Origin of the sequence: Ruegeria arenilitoris, assembly GCF_013031355.1 — a bacterium.
Taxonomy (GTDB): domain Bacteria; phylum Pseudomonadota; class Alphaproteobacteria; order Rhodobacterales; family Rhodobacteraceae; genus Ruegeria; species Ruegeria arenilitoris_C.
Map to the genome: position 1 here is coordinate 1 of NZ_WPZO01000014.1, position 20950 is coordinate 20950.

Here is a 20950-nt window from a genome sequence, read left to right on the forward strand (position 1 = left end):
TGACAAACAACTCAATCTGGTCGCGCGACAGATTCCAATGATCAATCGCCAATGATCCCGCAACAGACTCGTCCAAATCCGTGCCAGCATGCAGGCGCGGAAGCAGGATCGTGGCCCGCAAATGCTGGACCAGCTTGGCCTTGCAGGGTTTGGTGTCGGCTTTCATTCGCCCTCCCCGGACGTATGGCGCGAATCGCGGCGTTGCTTCGGTGTGCCATTAGTATTCCAAGAAAATACATATTGTATATAGTAAAGAATCGTGCAGCATAGACTATTGACTACGTAAAACTGAACGGAACACCCGATGCGCCAGCCGCGCCACATCACCTTCATTCTGGTCGAGGAATTTTCGCACCTCGCCTTTTCCTGTGCGGTCGAGCCACTGCGGATCGCGAATCTTGTCAGTGGTGAGAAGCTTTACGAGTGGAGCTTCCTTTCCGAACATGGCGAACAGGCGGTCTGTTCCAACGGGTCGGTCACGCTGGTGCATGGCGGTTTGGATGTGTTGCCGAAGACCGATCAGCTGTTCGTGCTTTCCGGCATTAATATGCGTAACCACGCAACGCGGTCGTTGCTGGCAACGTTGCGGCGTGAACGCGCGAAGGGAACCGCCCTTGGCGCGTTATGCTCTGGTGCCTGGCTGCTGGCCGAGGCCGGGTTTCTGGACGGGATGCAGGCGGCAATCCACTGGGAATACCATGACGCATTCATGGAAGCGTTCCCTGAAGTGAATTTGGTGCGCAGCGTCTTTGTAGCGGACGAAAAGCACATCACGGCCTCGGGCGGAACTGCGACCGCCGATCTGATGCTGCATCTGATCGAACGCGATCACGGTGAAGAACTGGCCATCGCAGTCGCAGATCAGATGGTCTATAACGCGGTGCGTAATGCCACTGCGAAACAGCGGGTCTCGCTTCAGTCGCGCAACGGGATGCGGAACGCCCATCTGGCCAAAGCGATCCACATCATGCGGGATTGTATCGAAGCACCGGTGTCGCCGTCGCAAATCGCGGAGGATCTGGGCATATCGACCCGACAGCTGGAACGATTGTTCGGCAAATACCTGAACTCTTCGCCCAAGAAGTACTTTATGGAATTGCGCCTGGAGCGTGCTCAAAAGCTGTTGCTGCAGACCGAGGCGTCGGTGACCGAGGTTGCCATGGCTTGCGGGTTCGAAAGCCCCGGGCATTTTTCGCGGGTGTATCGGTCCAGCTTTGGCGTCACGCCACATGCACAGAAAAGCAAAATCGACTGAGTGTTAGCGGCGGGGGGAGCTGCTCTGGCCGTCGGCGAGCCCGGCTGGTCAGGCGCTCACCCCCTGGTCCCGCTCGTACCCCCTCGTTAAATTCAAACTCGTAAACTGATCAGCAGGATTAAGTATTCATAGATGCCAAAATGGGCATAACTATTACGAGATCGTGTCAGATATATGTAGGTTTTGGCCTAACTTAGCGTTGGTGCCCTAATTCAGGTTGAGCAGAAAGCCCGCACAAACAAGCAGGTACTGGTTGCCAGAGGCGACTTATGTTTGCGTTATTACTTGCTTTGTGTCATTTTTATTTAGCCAACAAAGGGACCATTTCTGAAAATAATGGCGTTAAATCGCAACCGAATTTCTTTGAGAGTTTCCAAGTCCTCATCAGGAGTTAACGTTGGAGGACGCATATGAATTTGGAATCCCACGAAGCCGCAGTTGAATTTGCGCCGCGTATTATTTCTATTGCGAAGCGCGAGCGGCAGATCTGTCAGGCGTCCAAAGCTGCTGAAGCCGCGTTCGAACGTATCGCAGATGCGGCTACTGGTGGTGTTGCGGTGCATAGCGAATTGCAGGATCGGGTGTTTTCCATCTTCCGCTGGTATTTTCTTTCGGCCTTTTGCACGCGTCTGCTGACGGATGCCGAGCATCGGCTGGAGCATCAAACCCTGCAGGTGTCGGTGGACATCTTCAGCGCGGTCAAGATGGTTCTGACCGAACGCGAGATTGAACGCTCGATGGCGCTGGTCAGTGTCGAGCGCACGTCGCCCACGGTGGTACGGGCCAATGACATCGGTAGCCGCGGGCATACCGTGGGCTGGGTCGCCGCCGGGTTGCATGAAAAAGGTCGGGATTTCCCGGATGAGATTCAGCACGCGCTGGCCGGTGCGCTGGCAGCGTCGGCCCGGATCAACTGACGCCTCGGTATTGGTTGCCTCTACGTCAGGGTCTGACTGCACAGTTTACACAAGCATAAATCCTTGCGTACGATCCGGTTGAATTCTTCCGATTGATTTAACGCAAGGGTTTGATGCGATGTCAGAAACACTGGACCTGCATAAGTTTGAAAATCTAAGTCCTTTCCAGATAAAAGACGAACTCATAAAGCTGGCCGAGAAAGAGTCGCGCCAGATGGCCTTGCCCTATCTGAATGCAGGGCGGGGCAATCCTAACTGGATCGCCACCAAGGCCCGCGAGGCGTTTTTTCTACTGGGCCAGTTCGCAATGACCGAAGCGCAGCGTCATCGCAACGAACCGCAGGTTGGGTTGGCCGGGATGCCGCAGGGGCCGGGCTGCTATGATCGGCTCAAGGCGCATTGTGCGGACTCGGTTGCCAAGAACGGTCCTCCGGGCGCGGATACTCTAACCGCCGTTGTGGATTTTGCGGTTGAGAAATTTGGCTTCACGCCGGACGATTTCGTGCTGGAACTGACCGACGGCGTCGTGGGCGATCATTACCCGATGCCAGATCGCTGTATGAAGCACAACGAAGCGATCGTTCATGAATACGTGATGTGGGCGATGTGTGCGGGGCATCGGCCCGACGCAAAGTTCGACATCTACGCGGTCGAAGGTGGCACCGCCGCGATGTGCTATATCTTCAAGGCGCTCAAGAACCAGAGACTGCTGAATGCGGGTGACACCATCGCGCTGGGTACGCCGATCTTTACGCCTTACCTGGAAATGCCGGTGCTGGAAGATTATGGGCTGAACGTGGTGGATGTATCCTCGGAAGAGGAGGACCATTTCCAGCTGACCGATGACGATCTGGAACAACTGGCCGACCCGAAGGTCAAAGCGCTGTTCCTGGTCAATCCGGGCAACCCGTCCTCGGTTGCGATCAGCCCCGAGGTGATGGCCCGACTGGTCGAGTTCGTCAAAACCCGGCGTCCCGACCTGATCATCCTGACCGATGATGTCTATGGTACGTTCATTCCGAACTTTCAGTCGGTGATGGGGCATCTGCCCGAGAATACGATCGGGGTTTATTCCTATTCCAAGTATTTCGGCTGCACCGGCTGGCGTCTGGGGGCCATTCTGGTGGCCGAGAACAACATCTTCGACAAGATGATCGCCGAGGCCCCGGCCGAGACCAAGGCCGTCGTGAATGCGCGGTACGAAACTCTGACCCCGGACCCGGACTCGTTCAAATTCATCGACCGGATCGTGGCCGACAGCCGCGATGTGGCGCTGAACCACACGGCGGGCCTGTCGCTGCCGCAGCAGGTGATGATGACGCTGTTTTCGCTGGTGGAACTGATGGACGAGGACAAAGCCTATCAGAAGTTCTGCTGGGGCATCCTGAAACACCGCTTTGATGAGTTGGTTGATGGGATGGGTATCGAGGTCCCCGACAACCCGCTGTTCGACCGGTATTACGGCATCATCGATTTCGAGTACTGGCTACGCAAATATGTCGGCGAAGAGGTGGTCGAGTGGATCAAGGAAAACGTCCACCCGTTGGATATTTCCTTCAAGCTGGCGCAGGACCACGGGATCGTGCTGCTGAACGGATCGGGTTTTGATGCCCCGAACTGGTCTGCGCGGGTGTCTTTCGCCAATCTTGATGACAGCGCCTATCGTCAGATCGGACGCGCGGTGCGGGCTGTGGCCATTGGCTATGTGCAGGCCTATCGCGCCTCGAAAGGCTTGCCGCTGCACGGCTGAGGCGGAACTGCAGAGAGGCTGCTGCTTTGGAACTGATCGGGTCGATCTTTGGTTATCATCCTGCCCTCGCTCTGTTCTGCAGCCTCGCCCTTGGCTATGCGCTAGGCAAAATCACCGTCGGTTCGTTCACCGTTGGTTCGGTGGCGGGTTGCCTGTTGGCTGGTGTGCTGGTCGGCCAGACCGGGGTGGTGGTGTCGGATGATCTGAAACAGGCTTTCTTTCTGCTGTTCCTGTTTTCCATCGGCTACCGAACTGGACCACAGTTCTTTCGATCCCTGAATCTGCACGCTTTGCCACAGATTGTAGTCACCGCGCTGCTTTGCGTCGTGGCGCTGGTAGTCGCCCTGCTTTTGGCCCCGCTGATGGGGCTGTCAGTGGGGATTGCAGCGGGTCTTTTGGCGGGCGGTGTGACCGAAAGTGCTACGCTGGGCGTGGCCATTGACGCCTTTGCCAAAACCGGGGCGGACGAGGCGGCGCAGCAGATTTTCGATGGAGAGATCGCCACCGGTTTTGCCGTGGCCTATTTCGTTGGCGTGATCGCCACGATCTTTTTCCATACTCAACTGGCCCCCCGGTTCTATGGCCGGTCATTGAAAGCGGCCTGCGCGGAACATGAGGCCGAGCTGGATAACAACGGCGCCCCTATGGTGTCGGAACATCGAGATTTTGAGGCGCGGGCCTATCGCATCAATCCTGAATTTGCCGGCCACAGAATTTCCGAGCTTGAGGCCCGCGTGCCGGACCATGTTCGCGCCTATTTCGACCGGGTGCGGCGCGGGGAAAAGATCCTGCCGACCTCGCGCGATATGGTGCTGCAAGAGGGCGACATCGCCGCAATTGCAGGCGTGCGCTCTTATCTGATCGACCACACGGCCATGCTGGGAGAAGAGGTCGAAGACCCCGAACTTCTCGATCTTCCGGTTCAAACCAACGATATCGTCGTGACCAATAAAGAGGTGGTCAACCAAACCTTGGCCGAATTGTCGGCCCGCCCCGAGGCGCGCACTATCTATCTGCGCGGCATCATGCGCAGCGGTGAGCGGCTGCCGATCTTTCGCGGCGTGACCCTGCACAAGGGCGATGTGCTGACCGTATCGGGCACCCGCAGCCATATCGAAGATGCCGCCAATCGGTTGGGCTATCTGGATCGCGAAACCAACAAGACCGACATGGTCTTTGTGGCCTTCTTCATCCTGCTGGGTGGGCTGATCGGCATCCCCACGCTGAAGTACGGCGCGATTGAACTGGGTTTGGGCACCTCGGTAGGGGTGCTCTTGGGTGGTCTGGTGGCGGGGTGGCTGCGCTCGACCCACCGGACATTTGGTTTTGTGCCCGAGGCTACGCTGTGGATCTTCGACTCGCTGGGGCTGTGCGTGTTTGTGGCTTGTGTGGGCATCACCTCGGGACCCAGTTTTGTCACCGGGGTCATGGAAAACGGACCGACGTTGATCTTTGGTTCAATCGCCATTGTGCTTTTGGCCCACGGGACTGCGGTTTTCGTTGGCCGCAAGGTTTTTGGCATAAACGAGGGCGTTCTGGCCGGCACGTGCTGCGGGGCAGGGACGTCGGCCCCGGGTCTGGCCGCAGTGCAAGAGGCCGCGCAAAGCCAGGTTCCGACGCTGAGCTACGGCCTGGGTTACGCTGTCGGCAACGTGCTGTTGGCCTTGTGGGGTTCGGTCATCGTGATCCTGCTGATGTAGCCTAGGGCACAAACGCTACGACCAGCGGCCCCCACAAAGTCAGGAAGATGTTCGCCACCGCATAGGTCATTGTGAAGGCAGGCGTCGGGGTCGCGTTTCCGGTCTTTTCCAGCAGCGTCGCAAAACCCGGATTGCCCGAGCGTGACCCGGTCACCACCGCGCAGGCCTCGACCGGGTTTTTGATGCGCAGCACGAAATAGTTGATCGGGAACTGAACGATCATCGGCATCAGAGTGACGACCACGCCCAGCAGCAACAGGGTAATGCCGTATTCCTGAATCGCCTCGAGCGCGGGCTTGCCTGCATTCAGACCGACGACCCCGACGAACACCGCAAGGCCAAAGCTCTGCAGGAAATTCGCGGCACCCCGGTTGATCCCACCGATCTTAGGCCTCCGGATACGCAGGTATCCGATGATCAGTCCGGTCACGAGACAACCAAGGCCCGACCCCAGCGCCACTTTCGTACCCGCGATGACAAAGCTGATCTCGCCGATCAGATAGCCGACGGCCACACCGATCCCCAGCGCGATGAAATTCGTGACCGAGGCTGCGGGCGGCACATAGCCTGCCACTTTCGACACCCGGTTCAGATCGTCTTTGTGGCCGACGATTGAAACCTCGTCGCCTGCGTGGATTTCAGTGTTGTGCAGGACGGGCACGTCATGGCCCATGCGGGTGATCTTCGAGATATGAACCCCGCGCCGCTGATCCGCTGTCAGTGCCTCGCGCAGTTGCGACAGGGTCTTGCCCGCCAGCTTGCGGTTGGTGATGACGATATTGCGGCGTTCTTCCACAACGGTCAGCTCAGGCGGGTATTCTCCGATCTCGCCACTTGCGGTGCCCTCGAACTGCGTCAGGGTCGCAACGAGCGCTGACACGACGATGATGTCACCCGCGCTGACAACAGTTTCGGGCGTCGGGTCTACCGGGGCACCGTTTTGCAGTAGTTTTTCGACAATCAGGTCACCGTCATATCCGCCTTCGATGGCTTTCACCGTTTGGCCTGCAATCGAGGCTTCGGCGTTCACCTGATAGGCGCGGGCATCAAAGCGATTCATTGGAAGGAACTCACCTTCCTCCAGTTTGCGGCCGCCACCGCTGAGCTTTTGGGCCAGTTTGATCGCCTCCTGCCGCAGGTCGACGCGCATGATGATCGGGATGACGCTGACGGCCAGGATCGGGCCGATCGAGCCAAAAATATAGGTGACCGAATACCCGACCGCGATGTTGGTCTTGAGCTTTTCAGCCTCATCCGCGGCTAGTCCCAGCAGGTCGATGGCATTGCCTGCGGTGCCGATAATGGCAGATTGCGTCAGCCCTCCGGCGGCCAGACCGGCCGCCAGCCCTTTGTCCAGTCCGGCCAATCGGGCCACGACGATAACAAAGAACAGCCCCCAAAGGGTCATCATGAACGCGGCCAGCAGCTTGGTCAGGGCGGTTCGGTTCAGGGCCGCAAAGAACTGCGGCCCGCCATTGTAGCCGACCATGAAGATGAACAGAGAGAAAAAGACGTTCTGAACATCCGTGCTCAGGTTGATGCCGCCGATCTGACCCACGAAGACCGCCACCAGCAGGGTCCCGGCGATACCGCCCAGCTCGAACTTGCCGACCCGGAACTTGCCGACGCCGTAGCCCAGGCCCAGACACAGAAACAGCGCCATGATCGGAAAGGCGCGAAGCTGTTCAGTGATCAATTCCATCTCAAATTCTCCAGGTTTCAATTCTGGCCTTATCACCGCCTCGAAAGACGTCTCAGAACGCTGATAAATCTTGGAAATTCAGATTACCTGCATCGCGCTGCGCTCAGGTAAACATCGACTTTGTGTTCTGTCAAATTGCACCTGAGAACCGATGTGCGCAAATGTGGCCGGGATGCACGCGGTTCATCCGCGCCCCTTTATCAATGTCTGCTTGTAAACTCTGCGGATATGCGATTGGGTCAGTTGATCCGACAAATGAGGCTTTGTCTGTGGCGATCAATTCGGTGAAGGCATGACGATATCAGCTGTGCCGATTTTGATTTCGGGGGCACGTGCGCCAGTTGCGCTGCATCTGGCGCGATTGCTTGCCCAGGCGGGTCACCCGGTGACTTTGGTTGATCACTTGAAATATCCTGTTGCCGCCGCCAGCCGGTTGGACATCGGGTATCACCGCATCCCCACCTTCGCTGCCGAACCCCAAGCAGCGCGGGCGGCGCTGTCAAAGATCATTTCGTCCAAAGGCATCAAAATCGTCATTCCCACCTGCGAGGAAGCACTGCATCTGGGCGCGATGTGGGCGCAGAACCGCATGAGGGCCGAGCTGTTCGCGCCAGAATTCGCCATGCTGAAACGGGTCCACAACAAATTTGCCTTTATTGAATTGTGCCGGAAAATTGGCCTCGACACCCCTGAAACTCACCTTCTGACCAGCCAAGCCGAATGCGCCGCCTACGCCGCATCTGCGCGGGATATGGTGTTCAAGCCGGTGTGGTCGCGGTTTGGGTCAAAGGTGCTGATCAGGCCTGATGCAGCGCGCCTGCGTCGGGTGAATCCTACGGTGGAGATGCCTTGGGTTGCGCAGGACTACATCTCGGGCGCGGAGCTATGCGTCTACGCCGTGGCGCGTCGGGGTCGAATTGTTGCGCTTTCAGCCTATCGCGGTTTGGTGCGTGCCGGACCGGGGGCGGCCGTTTGTTTTGAACCTGCCGATGCGCAGATTGCCCGCCCATTCGTAGAACGCTTTGTCCGCGCGACCGGATGGACCGGTCAGGTCTCGTTCGATCTGATGCATACGGAGGGCGGGCGGATCGTCCCGCTTGAATGCAATCCCCGCGCGACAAGCGGTCTGCATTTTTTCACCGAAGGGGCGGCCTTTGCACGTGCCCTCTTCATGGATGACGCAGAGGTTAAGGCAGATGTCACCGACCCGCGGGCGGTACGGCTGGCGTTATGGCTCTACGGTCTGCCGATGACGCTGCGGCGACAGGAACAGCGTGTCTTTCGGGATGCCCTGCGCCACTCGGGCGATGTGCTGGGGTGGCCCGGCGATCCGGTTGGGTTAAGGGCGCAGCTTCGATCGGTCTCTGAGTTTGCCGGGATCGCCTTGCGGCATCGGATCCGTCTGGAAAGTGCCTCAACCTGGGGGATCGAATGGAATGGAGAGGGCTAGATCTCCATCTCATAGTGTTGCACGCCGGGAGTCAGTGTTTGACCCGCTTCGATCAGCTCAATCTCACGCCGCAGAATGTCCAGCGGTCCGATCATGCGGGTGCTGCCGCGCCCGTTTTCTAAGGCCGACGCCAATACCCGGCGATCCTGTTCCAGCGCGACGCGAAACATCGGCTTGAAAAACAGCGCTTTGAGATGACCCAAACCATGTTGGCGCGGGGCGCTGAGCCAGCCAATGCCTTCGACCGTTTCCGCATCTGTCTGCCGAAGATGGAACGTGGTGGCCAGAACCATTCCCCGAGGTCCCCAATATTCCAGCTCGGCAATTCCCGGACGGCGGTAGCGGCCCACGCCTTTGGTACGGGAACCGTCCAGCAAGGCGCTGACCAGGCCATGCTGGCGCTCTTCCCCGGTATAGACGGCCTCGACCCAATCCGGGCCGCGTGTCACCTCGACCTGAACCCGGTAACGTTTGGCAGAGAGGCCGCGCAACAGGCCCTTGTGCGTGTAATGGGTATGGGTTGCATCAAGGATGTTCTCGGCTACGTCGACTAGGGTCGAGCGCGTTGTGCTTTTGACGACCTGCGAAACGATGTCCTGCCCTTGCAGTGGATGAATAACGGGCGGGGCAGGGGGTTGCCCGCTGGACAGGAAAATCCCACCTTCTGCTTCCAGAACCCGGTAGCGCGGGACGCGGCAGCGGGGCAGGGCCTCGACTGTTCCAGGCATGTCGACACATGTGCCATCGCCCGAAAAGCGCCAGCCGTGATAGGGGCATTCGATAGTATCACCCACCACGCGGCCGTCCGACAGCGGCACCAATCGATGGGGGCATTGGTCGTGCAGCGCAGAGACGCCTGTTCCGTTTCGGAAAAGCGCAACGGGTTTACCGCCAAATCGCACACGGATCGGTTTGCGGCGCAGGTCACGGGACCGGGCGACAGCGTGCCATAGGTCAGCAGTCATAGTTCGAACCTTTGCAGAAGGGGGACGCCGATGCCTGACAACACGGTTGAAATCGCGCGTAAGGCCATTCTTTGTCGTAGGGGCAGATGCCGGGCGTAGACGGCGCTGTATTCTATGGCCGGCACGGCCCCCCGATGACGTTTGAACCCCGCCGCGCCAGCGCTCATGTTGAACAGCAGACCGTTTTCCAATGCCGCTTGCTGTGCGAGCGCTGTTATCAACCGATATAGCCCATCCTTTTGCGGGCGGCTTGTGTCGTAGCCCAAAAGCGGTTGTGTCAGGGTGTGCCCGATCTGAAACCGCCCACCAAACGCCGCAAGCTCTCCGTCTTCACCGCGCAACCCCTCCAGCTCAATCAACCCGCGTTGGTGCATTTCAGCGATGAAAGTCGGAGTGTATTGCGGGTTCAGCGGGGTGTATTTTTCCAGATAAAGCAAACGATAAAGCGCGGAGCAGCGGGCATAGTCGCGCGGCTCAAAGGCCTCGTTGGCAATCAATTCATACGGCGTTCTTCGCAGCAGTCGCCGATCGTTTTTCATGTCTTTTTGCGGCTTTGGAGCTATGCGGCCATCAAACAGGTAGACCTGCCGTGACGGTAACAGATGGAAACCGTCGGCCCGGAAGGCACTCAGCGTAGACGCGTCCGCATAGGTATTGAGCGAGCGCAGGATGATCGCGTGGTCCGGAAATCGTGCCGTCAAGTTGTCGCGCAATGCGGCGGCTGTGGGGCGATCGATCTGCGGTGCCGGGTTGGTGGAAAAAAGCCAATTGTTCACCTGCACCGCGCGATCCAGCCCCGTGGCCCGAACGAAAGGTGATGCGGAGTGGATCAGCCCGATCAACGCCTGCCGCAACAGCGGGCGACTGACAAAGTTGCGGGTCTCTTCGATGGCATAGTTGATGTAGCCCGTCACCGGATCACAGATGTAGCAATTGCCTCGCAGCCCGCCATCGTTCACCGTCATCGGGACGCTCAGCCCGCCGATATCCAACTGCTCAACCCGTGTGGACAGGTTTGCAATCAGTGCTTCGGAACGGTGTCGGGCAAAGAGGTCGACAAACTGCGCAACAGGGGCGGGGCTGTCCATCATGCGCCGCCATCCGGTGCAAAGCAGCGTTCGACCCGCCTGAGTTTCCGCGTCACGTTCAGCGTCAGCGGTTTGCGTGCCAATGTGACCTCTGCCCGAAGACCGCGACGCGTCAGCAGGGTTTCAAGCTGGTGTTTGGCGCGATCTGCCGCTTCTGAGGGCAAGTCCGGCAGCAGCGTCAGGACGATGTCCTGTGCGCCCGTCTGAACGATCCTGAAATCTGTAATCCGCGGGTCTGCTGTCAGCAAAGCATTACGCAGTACGTCCGGAGTGATGAGTTGCCGCCCAGATTGGCCCAGCAGGTGAAAACAATCGTCCATGCGCCCGACCACCTCCTCCACCGCTTGCAAGGGTGACCCGCAGGGGCAGGGTTCAGGCGCAAGCCTGAGAAGGTCGTTCATCCGGTAGCGGGCAAGGATCTGCGTGTCCCTTCGGAAGGATGAAATCAATGGTGTGACAAGCCCGTCCTCCGCCGGTTCGAACTCAAAATGAATCGAGTCTTCGGCCAGATGCAGACACCCATGGCGGCAGGTCACGCCCAGCAGCCCCTCGGTGGCCATGTAGATTTGCTCCAACGGTGCCCCATAGGCTGTTTCGATCACCGGTCGGTCCACCGGATCAAGCGTTTCCGCCGCCGAGAAAACACGGGCCGGCTGCACCCGAAAACCCTGTTCTGCCATGTGGCGAAGCACTTTCGGCGGGGCGACGATCACCGAGGGGTCGAAGGCTTCCAGCGCGCCCCGCCATGTGTCCGGGCCGACCGAAAGATCGAAGAACCGCAACTGGATTTGCCGGAACTGGTTGGCGCTGTCATACAGCCCGGTTCCTTGCGGCAGGATGATCGCCACCCGCTGCCGGTGCCAAAGAAGATCGGCAATGGTTTTTGCCAGGATGGTCCCCAGCCAACGGAACCGCTCCGCGTCCGAGATGACAAAGAAACCGCGGTTTCCACTGGTTCCGGTGCTGGCACCCACGGTGAGCGAACCGACGCGAAAATCATGCTCCATCGCGTTGCGGACTTGCTCGGCCGTCACGCCGGGCACGTTGTAGCTTGCGAAATCGGCCAAAAGCCGGGCCTTGTCCATCACAGGCAGATCCTGCAACCGGTCCGGCGCATTGGAGTAGGCGCGCACGTGTGGCACCGACTGCCTGAGCCATCGCGCAAGCGCGCGGGTCTGCAGCTGTTCGAACCGTGCGCGCGAAAGCCCCGCCTTTGAAAGGCGGCATGTCGTGACAAAGCTTATGGGTGCCTGAAACCGGGCGCTCAAAGATAGGCCCCTTCTTCGACGTCAAAGAGAGAGGGTGCATCATCGTGGCACAGCATGACGCGGCCCCCGGAATTGCGAAACGCTTGGACATGATCGGTGCTGCGCCGCATGGCATCGTAATCGTCGGAAAGGAGGCGAGGCATCAGGCAGGGCCGCGCGGCCCGGGGCAAGGCATCGATCACCCATTGCGTATCCGTCGCGTAAAGCAGCGGTTCCTTCAATTGCGGGAACAACAGCCCGAAATGACCCGCTGCGTGGCCGGGCAGGGGTACCGACAAAACACTGCCATCCCCAAAGAGGTCATAACCGTCCGGCAGGTGCTGAACGCCCTGGCGGGGCCTGTCTTCCACTGGCGTCAGGCGAGTGGCAAAATCATCCGGAAGCAGTTCCGCAAAAACCCCGTGCCGGATGTTCTGAAAATTCCCGTTGCGTTGAAGACTTGCCCAAGCCGCCCTGCTGCACATGAATTGCGCGTTCGGAAATTCCGACAGGCCAGAGACATGATCGGCGTGAAAATGGGTGACAATGACCGTGGTGATATCCCGGGGGGCAAGACCAAAGCGGCTCAGGAACGGCTGCGGCTGCGCATCGTCGTTCAGCTTGGGCGCGAACGCGCGCCCATAAGCGCGCAGCCATCGGCTCCGCCCCGGTCCTTGGACGCTGTGGACGGTGTAGCCGGTATCGATCAGAACCGGCCCTGCATCAGGATGCACGAAGACCCCATAGCGCACCTTTAACCAGCGCTTCCGCCACACGCCGTTCCGCAAGATGAACCTTTCGCGTGTACTGATCCAGGCGCTGTTGGCAAAAACCGGTGTCATGTCGCTTCTCCTTCTGCGAAGGTTCGCTCAAGCCCCTCGGAAAAGGATACCCTTGGTGTCCAGCCCAGTTCGTTTTGAGCGCGCGCGATATTGAGGCTTTGTTCAAACGCAAAAAGGCCCAGAGCGTATCGGGTGACCGCAGGTTCGGGTTGGCCGGGTCGCAACAGGGCGACAGCTTCGGCTGCACGGGCTGCGATCAATGCCGGTGCCAGCGGCATGTCACGCCACCGCGGTGCGATCCCGGCCCGCTTGCACACCTGTTCGACAATGTCATGGATCGGGATCACTTCGCCCCCGGAAATATTGAAAACCCGTTGCTCAACCGAAGGCCCGGCATGAAGGGCGGCTAACACGGCCTCGACCACGTCATCCACGAAGGTCAGGTCAATCCGAGCCCGCCCGCCGCGAAACCGGGGCAGCGCGCGCGCTTTGGCAGAGCTCAGCAACCGGGGCAAAAGCGAGATGTCACCGGGCCCATAGATGCCACGCGGTCGCAAAATGATCGGGCCGACCTCTTTGGCGGCCGACACAAGGTTCTCGGCCGCAATCTTGCTTGCGGCGTACGCTGTAAACGGCCGGGGCAGAACCGCGTCTTCGCTCATGTCCAACTGATCGTTCAGAGCGAAATACACCGAGGGGCTGGAAATAAAGACGACCCGCCTGACGCCGCGTGTGCGTGCGAACTCCAGGACGGCCTGCGTGCCTGCCACATTTGCTCTGTGAAACGCCCGGGGTGGGCCGAACGGCGCGGACAATCCGGCGCAGTGAACAATCGCTGAAACATCATCAGGTATCCGGGCGTCGGGTGCCGGGTCGGGCAAGGACCAGCATACCGTGCGCAACCCTTGGTCCTCGAGTGCCGCAAGACGCCCGGTGTCACGCCCCTGACCAATGCCCCGCGCGTCCAACCGGCGCAGAACGGCACCGCCCAAAAAGCCGGTGGCCCCGGTGACAAGAGCGCGCCCCTCCATGTCAGATCACCAGCGCGGCGCCGCCAAAGCTGACGCCGGCGGAGGTTCCAAGCATCAGCACCCTGCTGCCCTCTGCCAACAGGCCCTTCTCTCGGGCGATATCGAGCGCAAAGGGAATGGAGGCCGCAATTTGGTTTCCATAGTCTTCGACAATGCGCACAACCCGATCCCGGTCGAAACCGGTTTGTCGGATCATGTGATCCAGCCCCGCCGGACTGGCCTGATGGGGGATCACCAGATCGACATCGGACCGGGCCCAGCCTGCCTGCTTGAGCAGGTCACCCATAAAGGTGTTGAAATGCTGCGATGTCAGCCGGAACAACTCTTTTCCGTTCATACCGAACTTGGCATTGGCGACAAACGCTTGGTGATCGGTTTCAAAATCGAACCGGGTGCCACCGGCACCGATGTGGCAGGCCTCGTAGGCCGAGGGAAAACTGCGGAGCCGAATTGCCTTTATCTCACTTGGCGCGCCGTCACCGGACGGCCCCAAAACCACCGCCGCCGCGCCGTCTCCGAAAAGGGCTGCGACCTCTGGTTGATCATCCCATGGCAGCGCGCGCGAGGCGATTTCCGACGAAATAACCAGCGCCCGCTTTGCGGCGCCGCCTTCGATCATCCGTGCCGCCGCCTCCAGCGCGCTGACAAAGCTGAGGCAAGTGCTGTTGATGTCAAAAGCTGCGGCGGTTCCATCAGTTATCCCCAATTCCCGCATGATCAGCGGTGCGGTTGAGGGGATAGGCTGAAATGGCACGGACGACCCCGAAATCACCAGATCGATATCACCAACGGACAGTCCGGCATTTTCAAGCGCCGCAAGACCAGCGGCCTTTGCCAGATCGATCTGATCCTCATCGCGACAGACAAACCGCCGCTTCACGCCGGTAGAAGAAACGCGATCTACCAATCCCAAATCGAAATCTATTGCGCTGCTTTGCAGTGACTGTGTCGGCAGGGACCGACCGGTTCCGAGAACGGAAACTTTCATACTGGTTCCTACGGTTGAGCCTTGATCATATAGCTCGGCCGCGCGGTTTAAGAAATGGAGTTATTCCCCACCTGTATTCGCTATATCCCCAACCGTTGCGCCCTCTGACGTTGGCTCGTGCCCGTCGGAGCTCGCGTTTTTGAGTTGGTTCTGGCTTGACCGGAGAAAGCAAAGCCTAGACATCACGCGGCGCGCCATGGTCGATGGTGGAACTTTAGGAACACTTTTTCGGGGTCACACTGCCTGCGTCAGGGAACAGATGGCGATCTAATCGAGGGAGGATTTGGTGGAGCCTAGGGGAGTCGAACCCCTGACCTCTTGCATGCCATGCAAGCGCTCTCCCAACTGAGCTAAGGCCCCTTCCAGGTACTGCCGAAGCAGTGGACGGACGTTTATGAGACGGTGGCTGTGAGTGCAAGTCCAAAAAAATGGAAAATGCCAAAAAGTTTCCGTTCCGCGTCCGGGGGTGGGCATGAGGCGGCGAGAGGCCGCCCCTGACCGGTCTTAGTTTTCGTCCTCCGACGACATGTCGGTGATATCGTCCAGCGAGACGTTATCATTGTCGTCATCATCATCGTCCAGCAGATCATCGTCCAGTTCGACATCGACATTGTCGTCATCGTCCAGAACCAGATCCTCATCCGAAGCGTCTTTACGCGCTTTGGCCGAGGCGGCATCTTCCGCATCTGCGGCGATCATCCGGCTTTTGCCGGTCTCAAGCTCCACGATCTCGCCAGTGTAGGGGCTGATGATCGGGTCCTTGTTCAGGTCGTAAAACCGCTTGCCGGTTGTCGGGCAAACGCGCTTTACGCCCCATTCTTCCTTGGGCATGTCAAATCCCCTTGATATCAGGTGAGTCGTAATAATGATTCAGGTCACGTGCCACATGCAGCGGGCACTGTCAAAGCCTTTGAGCAGGAGAAACAGGCATATGGGAGATCACGCACTGCCCGGGACGCCGCCGGTGCCGCTGACGTTGCGCAAATCGGCGCGGGCGCGGCGGATCAGCCTGCGGATTTCCCAACTGGATGGGCGGGTTACGCTGACCTACCCGCAGGGTGTGCCCGAGACTGAGGCGCTGAGTTTTGCCCGCACCAAGGAAGAGTGGATACGTCAGCACTTGCAGGATCGCCCCGATCCGGCCGTTGTGCAGTTCGGTCAGACCATCCCCATCGAAGGCGTAGAACGGCGAATCGTTCCTGCGAAAGGCCGTCGGGTTCTGTTGCAGGGCGATGAGATTGCCGTGCCCACTGGGGCCGAGGCGCGGCGTCTGGCGCGGTTTCTCAAGGAATTGGCGCGGGACCGTCTGACCGGGGCTTGTGACGATTACGCGGCGATGCTGGGCCGGTCTTATTCCAGCCTGACCATTCGCGACACCCGCTCCCGCTGGGGGTCGTGCAGCTCGGCCGGGGGGCTGATGTTTTCCTGGCGGCTGATCCTCGCCCCGTCCGAGATTCTGCACTACGTCGCCGCGCATGAGGTGGCACATCTGGCCGAGATGAACCACTCGCCCGCCTTCTGGGCGCAGGTCGAACGCATTTTCGGTGATTACAGTGACCAGAGGCTCTGGTTGCGCGACAACGGGGCGCAGCTTCACCAGTATAGATTTGATGCCGCGGTGAGTTGACCTCGGGCCTGTTTGTGATCACAAATTGGGAATGTTGACCACACGCCCCTCCGACTCTCACGGCGCGACACATGACCGGGTGTATCGCACGCTGCGCTCTCGAATCATGCATGGCGAGATGGCGCCGGGGCAGGCGTTGACCCTGCGCGGGATCGGCAAGGAGTTCGGTGTCTCGATGACCCCCGCGCGCGAGGCCGTGCGGAGGCTGGCGGCCGAAGGGGCGTTATTTCTGTCCACGTCTGGCCGCGTTTCGACGCCCGAACTTACCAATGACCGGATCGAGGAACTGGCAGCCCTGCGGGCATTGCTTGAGGTCGAGCTGGCCAGCCGCGCCCTGCCACGGGCGCATATGGCGCTGATCGATCGGCTGCAGAGCATCAACATGAACGTGGCCGAGATGGTCACCAAGCGCGATGCCGTCGGCTATATCCGCACAAATCTCGAGTTCCACCGCACGCTTTACCTGCGGGCGCAGGCCCCGGCGATGCTGGCGATTGCGGAAACAGTCTGGCTGCAGTTGGGCCCAACCATGCGCGCGCTTTATGGCAGGTTACGGCGGACCGATCCTCCGCATAACCACAAGCTGATCATCGCGGCGTTGCAGGCTGGGGACGAGCCGGGATTGCGGCTGGCGGTCCGATCGGATGTGACACAGGGTTTGCGGTTGCTGGTCAGCTAAGCGGCTTGTTGCCGAAGGTCTGAAATTGCCCCTGATCGGCTTTGTCGTTGTGGCTTGAAGATTGGGTCTGGGTTACTCTGGTCCAAATCACAACAAGAGCAGATTTCAATCATGATCGATCGACGGATATTTTCACTGGGCCTCGGGTCGGCCTTGCTGACAGCCTGTTCAACCGGTGCGCCCACCAATACGCCCGCCTCGCGGATGCGCCCGGTGCCCAATGCCGGGTGGGACGCCTGGGTTGCAAGTTTCAAGGGCCGGGCGTCGGCGCAAGGGATTTCACAGAACACCCTCAACCTTGCCTTTCAGGGGTCAGGCTATTTGCCCGAGGTGATCGAGCGCGACCGCAATCAGGTCGAATTCAAACGCTCGCTTGAGGATTATCTGGCGATTGCGGCTTCGGACGAGCGGATCGACACCGGCAAGCAGATGCTGGTGCGCCACGCAGGCACCCTGTCGCAGATCGAGGCGAAATATGGTGTCGACAAAGAGGTGGTCGTGGCGGTTTGGGGGCTGGAAAGCCGCTATGGCGCGCGGCGCGGAGATGTGCCGGTGATCTCGGCGGTGTCCACGCTGGCCTATGACGGACGGCGCGGCGCGTTCTTTGAAAAGCAACTGGTGGCGGCACTGCAGATTATTCAGGAGGGTGACACTAGCCCTGCCAACATGACCGGCAGCTGGGCCGGAGCGATGGGGCATACACAGTTCATCCCGACGTCTTATCTAGCTTATGCGGTGGATTTCACCGGCGACGGGCGGCGGGATATCTGGTCGGATGATCCGACGGATTCGCTGGCCTCAACCGCCGCTTATCTGGCGCGCGCGGGTTGGGTGCGGGGACGGCCTTGGGGGGGTGAGGCCGGTACTGTCTCGGGCACGCCGGTTGCAGTGCTACAGCCGCAACAACCGGGGCCGCGTATTGCGGTGTTCCGCAACTTTCAGGTGATCAAACGTTACAATAACTCGGACAGCTATGCGATTGGGGTCGGGCATCTGTCTGACCGGATCGCGGGCGGTGCGCCGTTTCAGGCCTCGTTCGGGCCGGATGCTACGGGGCTGACGCTGGAGGACCGTAAAGAGCTTCAGCGCCGCCTGACCTCGGCGGGCTACGACACGCAGGGCGCGGACGGGGTGATTGGCAAGAATACCGAATCTGCGATCAGCGGATATCAACGTGCCAATGGGTTGGCCGTTACCGGCAAACCCTCGGTCGAGTTGTTGCGGCAGTTGGGCGGTTAGGCCGCCAACCCTTTCGAGCCAATATCGAGGAATTTCTGACGGCGGTCCTGAATCAGGGCTGCCGCATCCTTGCCGTCCAGCTCTTGCAGCATGGCGGCAATTGCCGAGCGCACCGATTCAACCGTCGCTTCGCGATCCCGGTGGGCACCGCCTTTGGGTTCAGTAATGATCCGGTCGCAAACGCCCAGCTTGTGCAGGTCCTGTGCAGTCAGACGCAGCGCCTCGGCAGCTTCGCGCATCTTCTCGGCATCCTTCCACAGGATCGAGGCGCAGCCCTCGGGCGAGATCACCGAATAAACCGAATGCTCCAGCATTGCGACGCGGTTGGCCGTGGCAAAGGCCACAGCCCCGCCTGAACCACCTTCGCCGATGATCACCGACACCAGCGGAACACCGATCTTCAGGCACATCTCGGTCGAGCGCGCGATGGCCTCAGATTGACCGCGTTCCTCGGCCCCTTTACCAGGATAGGCACCTGCCGTGTCGATCAGAGTGATCACCGGCAGGCCAAAACGGCCGGCCATTTCCATCAGGCGCACAGCCTTGCGATAGCCTTCGGGGCGGGCCATGCCAAAGTTGCGTTCGATCCGCGACTTGGTGTCCGAGCCCTTTTCGTGGCCGATCACCATCACCGGCTGATCGTTGAACCGGGCCAAACCGCCAATGACGGCCAGATCGTCGGCAAAGTTCCGGTCCCCGGCCAGCGGGGTGAATTCGGTGAACAGGGCGTCAACGTAATCGTTGCAATGCGGGCGTTCCGGGTGGCGGGCCACCTGGCATTTCCGCCAGGGGGTCAGTTCGCCATAGAGCTCCTCCAGCAGCTTGGCGGCTTTGGCGTCCAGCGCTGCGGCTTCTTCGGCCACGTCCATCTCTTCGTTGGCGCGGGCCAGCGCGCGCAGTTCCTCGGCCTTGCCTTCGATTTCGGCCAGGGGTTTTTCGAAATCCAGATACTGGGTCATGACGCCTCTCAACGCGGAAGTTCATTGCTATATGACCTGTGGTTGCCCCGGATGCAACTCAGCAAGATTTGTGGATGCGGAATATGCAACCACGGATGGGCAAAGAGAAGGAAGGACACCAATGCCGACCAGCTATGAAAACCGCATTCTGCGCGTGCTGGACTATATCCACGACCACCCCGCCGGGGATCTGTCGCTGGATGCGCTGGCCGACGTGGCCGCGATGTCCCGGTTTCATTGGCATCGGGTGTTTCGCGCCCTGACCGGTGAAACCTGCGCGCAGGCGGTGCGTCGTATCCGTCTGCATCGTGCGGCCGTCGCGTTGGTTCAATCCGACAAAACGTTGGCGCGGATTGCGTCGGACGTTGGCTATCCCAACCTGAACTCCTTTGCACGGGCCTTTTCCGAGGCCTACGGCAGCAGCCCTGCCGCATTTCGCAAGGCCGGGCAGTTTCTGCCCGCCCATCCACGATTCAGAACCGGAGAGTATCCAATGTATCCAGTAACCACCCGAACCGAACCCGCCCGCCGCGTTATCGGCCTGCCGCACAAAGGTGCCTATGCTGAGATCGGCAAGAGCTTTGAGGCCTTCGGGGCCTTGTGCGAATCCCGTCAGCTGTGGCCGCAGGTCGGGCCGGTGATTGGCATCTACCTCGACAGCCCAGACGCGGTGCCCGTCGAGGAACTGCGCAGCTATGCGGGGGCTGAATTCTGCGGTGACGAAACACCCGAAGGCATGGAGGCCGTGCAAATCCCCGGCGGCAAGACGGCCGTTCTGACCTTCAAGGGCCCGTATTCGGGGCTTGGGGCAGCCTATCACAGCCTGTTCGGCAACTGGTTGCCGGAATCGGGTGAGGAGCCGGCGGATCAGCCCTGTTACGAAATCTACCTGAACGACCCCCGCGATACCGCGCCCGAGGAGTTGCTGACGGAAATCTGCCTGCCGCTGAAGTTACTCAGTTCGGCCACAGGACCGGGTAAAGCGATGCGACCAGCAGCGCCGCCATTGTCCAGTTGAACACCACCAACCGGCGCGGGTTCGTGAGGACTCGTGCCATTTGCTGCCCCAAAACGGTCCATGTGCTGACTGACGGCAGGTTCACCGCGCCAAAGATCAGTGCCACGATCACGATGGCCTGCAACGTATGGTCCGGCGTGTAGGCAGTGGTGGCCGTCAGGGCCATGGCCCAGGCCTTGGGATTGACCCATTGAAACGCGGCGGCTTGCAGGAAGGTCATGGGATCGCCCTCAGACGCCTTGCCCTTGGTTGGGGCTGCATGTGCGATTTTCCAGGCCAGAAACAGCAGATACCCGACCGAGGCGAGTTTCAGCGCCGTGTAGCTGACCGGATACTTGTCGAACAGCTGCACCAGCCCGGTTCCGACCAGCAGGACCATGATGGTAAATCCCAGACCGATCCCCAGCATATGCGGGATGGTGCGGCGAAAACCGAAATTGGCGCCCGACGCCATCAGCATCAGGTTGTTCGGCCCCGGTGTGATGGACGAAACAAAGGCAAAGGCGATCAGGGCCAGAAGGATGTCATAGGTCATGGTGGCTATAATTGCCGC

19 protein-coding genes and 1 tRNA gene are annotated in these 20950 nt (G+C 59.8%); 9 read left to right on the forward strand and 11 right to left on the reverse strand.

Going from position 1 to position 20950, the window contains the following annotated elements:
• The first annotated feature begins 304 nt into the window (after positions 1-304).
• From GOX63_RS21280 to aspT (GOX63_RS21295), 4 genes are all read left to right on the forward strand, one after another.
• A complete protein-coding gene (locus GOX63_RS21280) occupies positions 305-1255 on the forward strand; it encodes a GlxA family transcriptional regulator (RefSeq protein ID WP_170328420.1) in 951 nt (316 codons plus the stop codon).
• 410 nt (positions 1256-1665) lie between these two features.
• Positions 1666-2172: a hypothetical protein gene (locus GOX63_RS21285; RefSeq protein WP_170328419.1), complete on the forward strand. Its 507-nt coding sequence runs from the start codon at positions 1666-1668 to the stop codon at positions 2170-2172.
• Between the two features lie 118 nt (positions 2173-2290).
• The gene (locus tag GOX63_RS21290) at positions 2291-3922 is read left to right on the forward strand and encodes a bifunctional aspartate transaminase/aspartate 4-decarboxylase (protein WP_170328418.1); all 1632 of its coding nucleotides are present in this window, start codon (positions 2291-2293) and stop codon (positions 3920-3922) included.
• A 26-nt stretch (positions 3923-3948) separates the two neighbouring features.
• Positions 3949-5622, forward strand: coding sequence for an aspartate-alanine antiporter (gene aspT / locus GOX63_RS21295; RefSeq protein WP_170328417.1), 1674 nt, complete (start codon positions 3949-3951; stop codon positions 5620-5622).
• Between the two features lies 1 nt (position 5623).
• Here the strand turns inward: aspT (GOX63_RS21295) and aspT (GOX63_RS21300) are convergent, their stop codons facing one another.
• Complete coding sequence (gene aspT, locus GOX63_RS21300) at positions 5624-7324, reverse strand: aspartate-alanine antiporter (RefSeq protein WP_170328416.1); 1701 nt, start codon at positions 7322-7324, stop codon at positions 5624-5626.
• Positions 7325-7616: 292 nt separating this feature from the next.
• Between aspT (GOX63_RS21300) and GOX63_RS21305 the strand changes: the two genes are divergently transcribed.
• Positions 7617-8774, forward strand: coding sequence for an ATP-grasp domain-containing protein (locus GOX63_RS21305; protein ID WP_170328415.1), 1158 nt, complete (start codon positions 7617-7619; stop codon positions 8772-8774).
• Here the strand turns inward: GOX63_RS21305 and GOX63_RS21310 are convergent.
• From GOX63_RS21310 to GOX63_RS21345, 8 genes are all read right to left on the reverse strand, one after another.
• Entirely contained in the window at positions 8771-9739 is a 969-nt protein-coding gene (locus tag GOX63_RS21310) for a Rieske 2Fe-2S domain-containing protein (RefSeq protein WP_170328414.1), read from the reverse strand. The two genes, GOX63_RS21305 and GOX63_RS21310, sit on opposite strands and share 4 nt — an antisense overlap.
• Positions 9736-10830, reverse strand: a complete 1095-nt coding sequence (locus tag GOX63_RS21315) for a GNAT family N-acetyltransferase (protein WP_170547171.1) — start codon at positions 10828-10830, stop codon at positions 9736-9738. Before GOX63_RS21315 ends, GOX63_RS21310 begins: the two co-directional genes overlap by 4 nt.
• The gene (locus GOX63_RS21320; RefSeq protein ID WP_170547174.1) at positions 10827-12095 is read right to left on the reverse strand and encodes a CoF synthetase; all 1269 of its coding nucleotides are present in this window, start codon (positions 12093-12095) and stop codon (positions 10827-10829) included. The genes GOX63_RS21315 and GOX63_RS21320 overlap by 4 nt, the downstream gene beginning before the upstream one ends.
• Positions 12092-12916: an MBL fold metallo-hydrolase gene (locus GOX63_RS21325; protein WP_170328411.1), complete on the reverse strand. Its 825-nt coding sequence runs from the start codon at positions 12914-12916 to the stop codon at positions 12092-12094. Before GOX63_RS21325 ends, GOX63_RS21320 begins: the two co-directional genes overlap by 4 nt.
• Positions 12913-13887: an NAD-dependent epimerase/dehydratase family protein gene (locus GOX63_RS21330; protein ID WP_170328410.1), complete on the reverse strand. Its 975-nt coding sequence runs from the start codon at positions 13885-13887 to the stop codon at positions 12913-12915. Before GOX63_RS21330 ends, GOX63_RS21325 begins: the two co-directional genes overlap by 4 nt.
• Before the next feature lies 1 nt (position 13888).
• On the reverse strand, positions 13889-14875 hold the full coding sequence (locus tag GOX63_RS21335; RefSeq protein ID WP_170547177.1) for a 3-oxoacyl-ACP synthase III family protein: 987 nt from the start codon (positions 14873-14875) through the stop codon (positions 13889-13891).
• 284 nt (positions 14876-15159) lie between these two features.
• Positions 15160-15235: transfer RNA gene (locus GOX63_RS21340), tRNA-Ala, on the reverse strand.
• A gap of 144 nt (positions 15236-15379) precedes the next feature.
• Entirely contained in the window at positions 15380-15706 is a 327-nt protein-coding gene (locus tag GOX63_RS21345) for a TIGR02300 family protein (protein ID WP_170328408.1), read from the reverse strand.
• A gap of 100 nt (positions 15707-15806) precedes the next feature.
• On the opposite strand from GOX63_RS21345, the gene GOX63_RS21350 reads away from it, so the two are divergent.
• The 3 genes from GOX63_RS21350 to GOX63_RS21360 all read left to right on the forward strand — a co-directional run bounded on the left by GOX63_RS21350 (position 15807) and on the right by GOX63_RS21360 (position 18420).
• Entirely contained in the window at positions 15807-16502 is a 696-nt protein-coding gene (locus GOX63_RS21350) for a M48 family metallopeptidase (RefSeq protein WP_254436058.1), read from the forward strand.
• A gap of 31 nt (positions 16503-16533) precedes the next feature.
• Positions 16534-17181 carry a GntR family transcriptional regulator gene (locus GOX63_RS21355; protein ID WP_170328406.1) on the forward strand — a complete coding sequence of 216 codons (648 nt, stop codon included), beginning with the start codon at positions 16534-16536 and terminating at the stop codon, positions 17179-17181.
• A gap of 111 nt (positions 17182-17292) precedes the next feature.
• Positions 17293-18420, forward strand: coding sequence for a lytic murein transglycosylase (locus tag GOX63_RS21360; protein WP_170328405.1), 1128 nt, complete (start codon positions 17293-17295; stop codon positions 18418-18420).
• Here the strand turns inward: GOX63_RS21360 and GOX63_RS21365 are convergent.
• Positions 18417-19379: an acetyl-CoA carboxylase carboxyltransferase subunit alpha gene (locus GOX63_RS21365; RefSeq protein WP_170328404.1), complete on the reverse strand. Its 963-nt coding sequence runs from the start codon at positions 19377-19379 to the stop codon at positions 18417-18419. The genes GOX63_RS21360 and GOX63_RS21365 overlap by 4 nt on opposite strands.
• Before the next feature lie 121 nt (positions 19380-19500).
• Here GOX63_RS21365 and GOX63_RS21370 point away from each other — a divergent pair, with 121 nt between their 5' ends.
• Positions 19501-20397 carry an AraC family transcriptional regulator gene (locus GOX63_RS21370; RefSeq protein ID WP_170547180.1) on the forward strand — a complete coding sequence of 299 codons (897 nt, stop codon included), beginning with the start codon at positions 19501-19503 and terminating at the stop codon, positions 20395-20397.
• Here the strand turns inward: GOX63_RS21370 and GOX63_RS21375 are convergent.
• Positions 20336-20932, reverse strand: coding sequence for a LysE family translocator (locus tag GOX63_RS21375; protein WP_170328402.1), 597 nt, complete (start codon positions 20930-20932; stop codon positions 20336-20338). The genes GOX63_RS21370 and GOX63_RS21375 overlap by 62 nt on opposite strands.
• Positions 20933-20950: the final 18 nt, after the last annotated feature.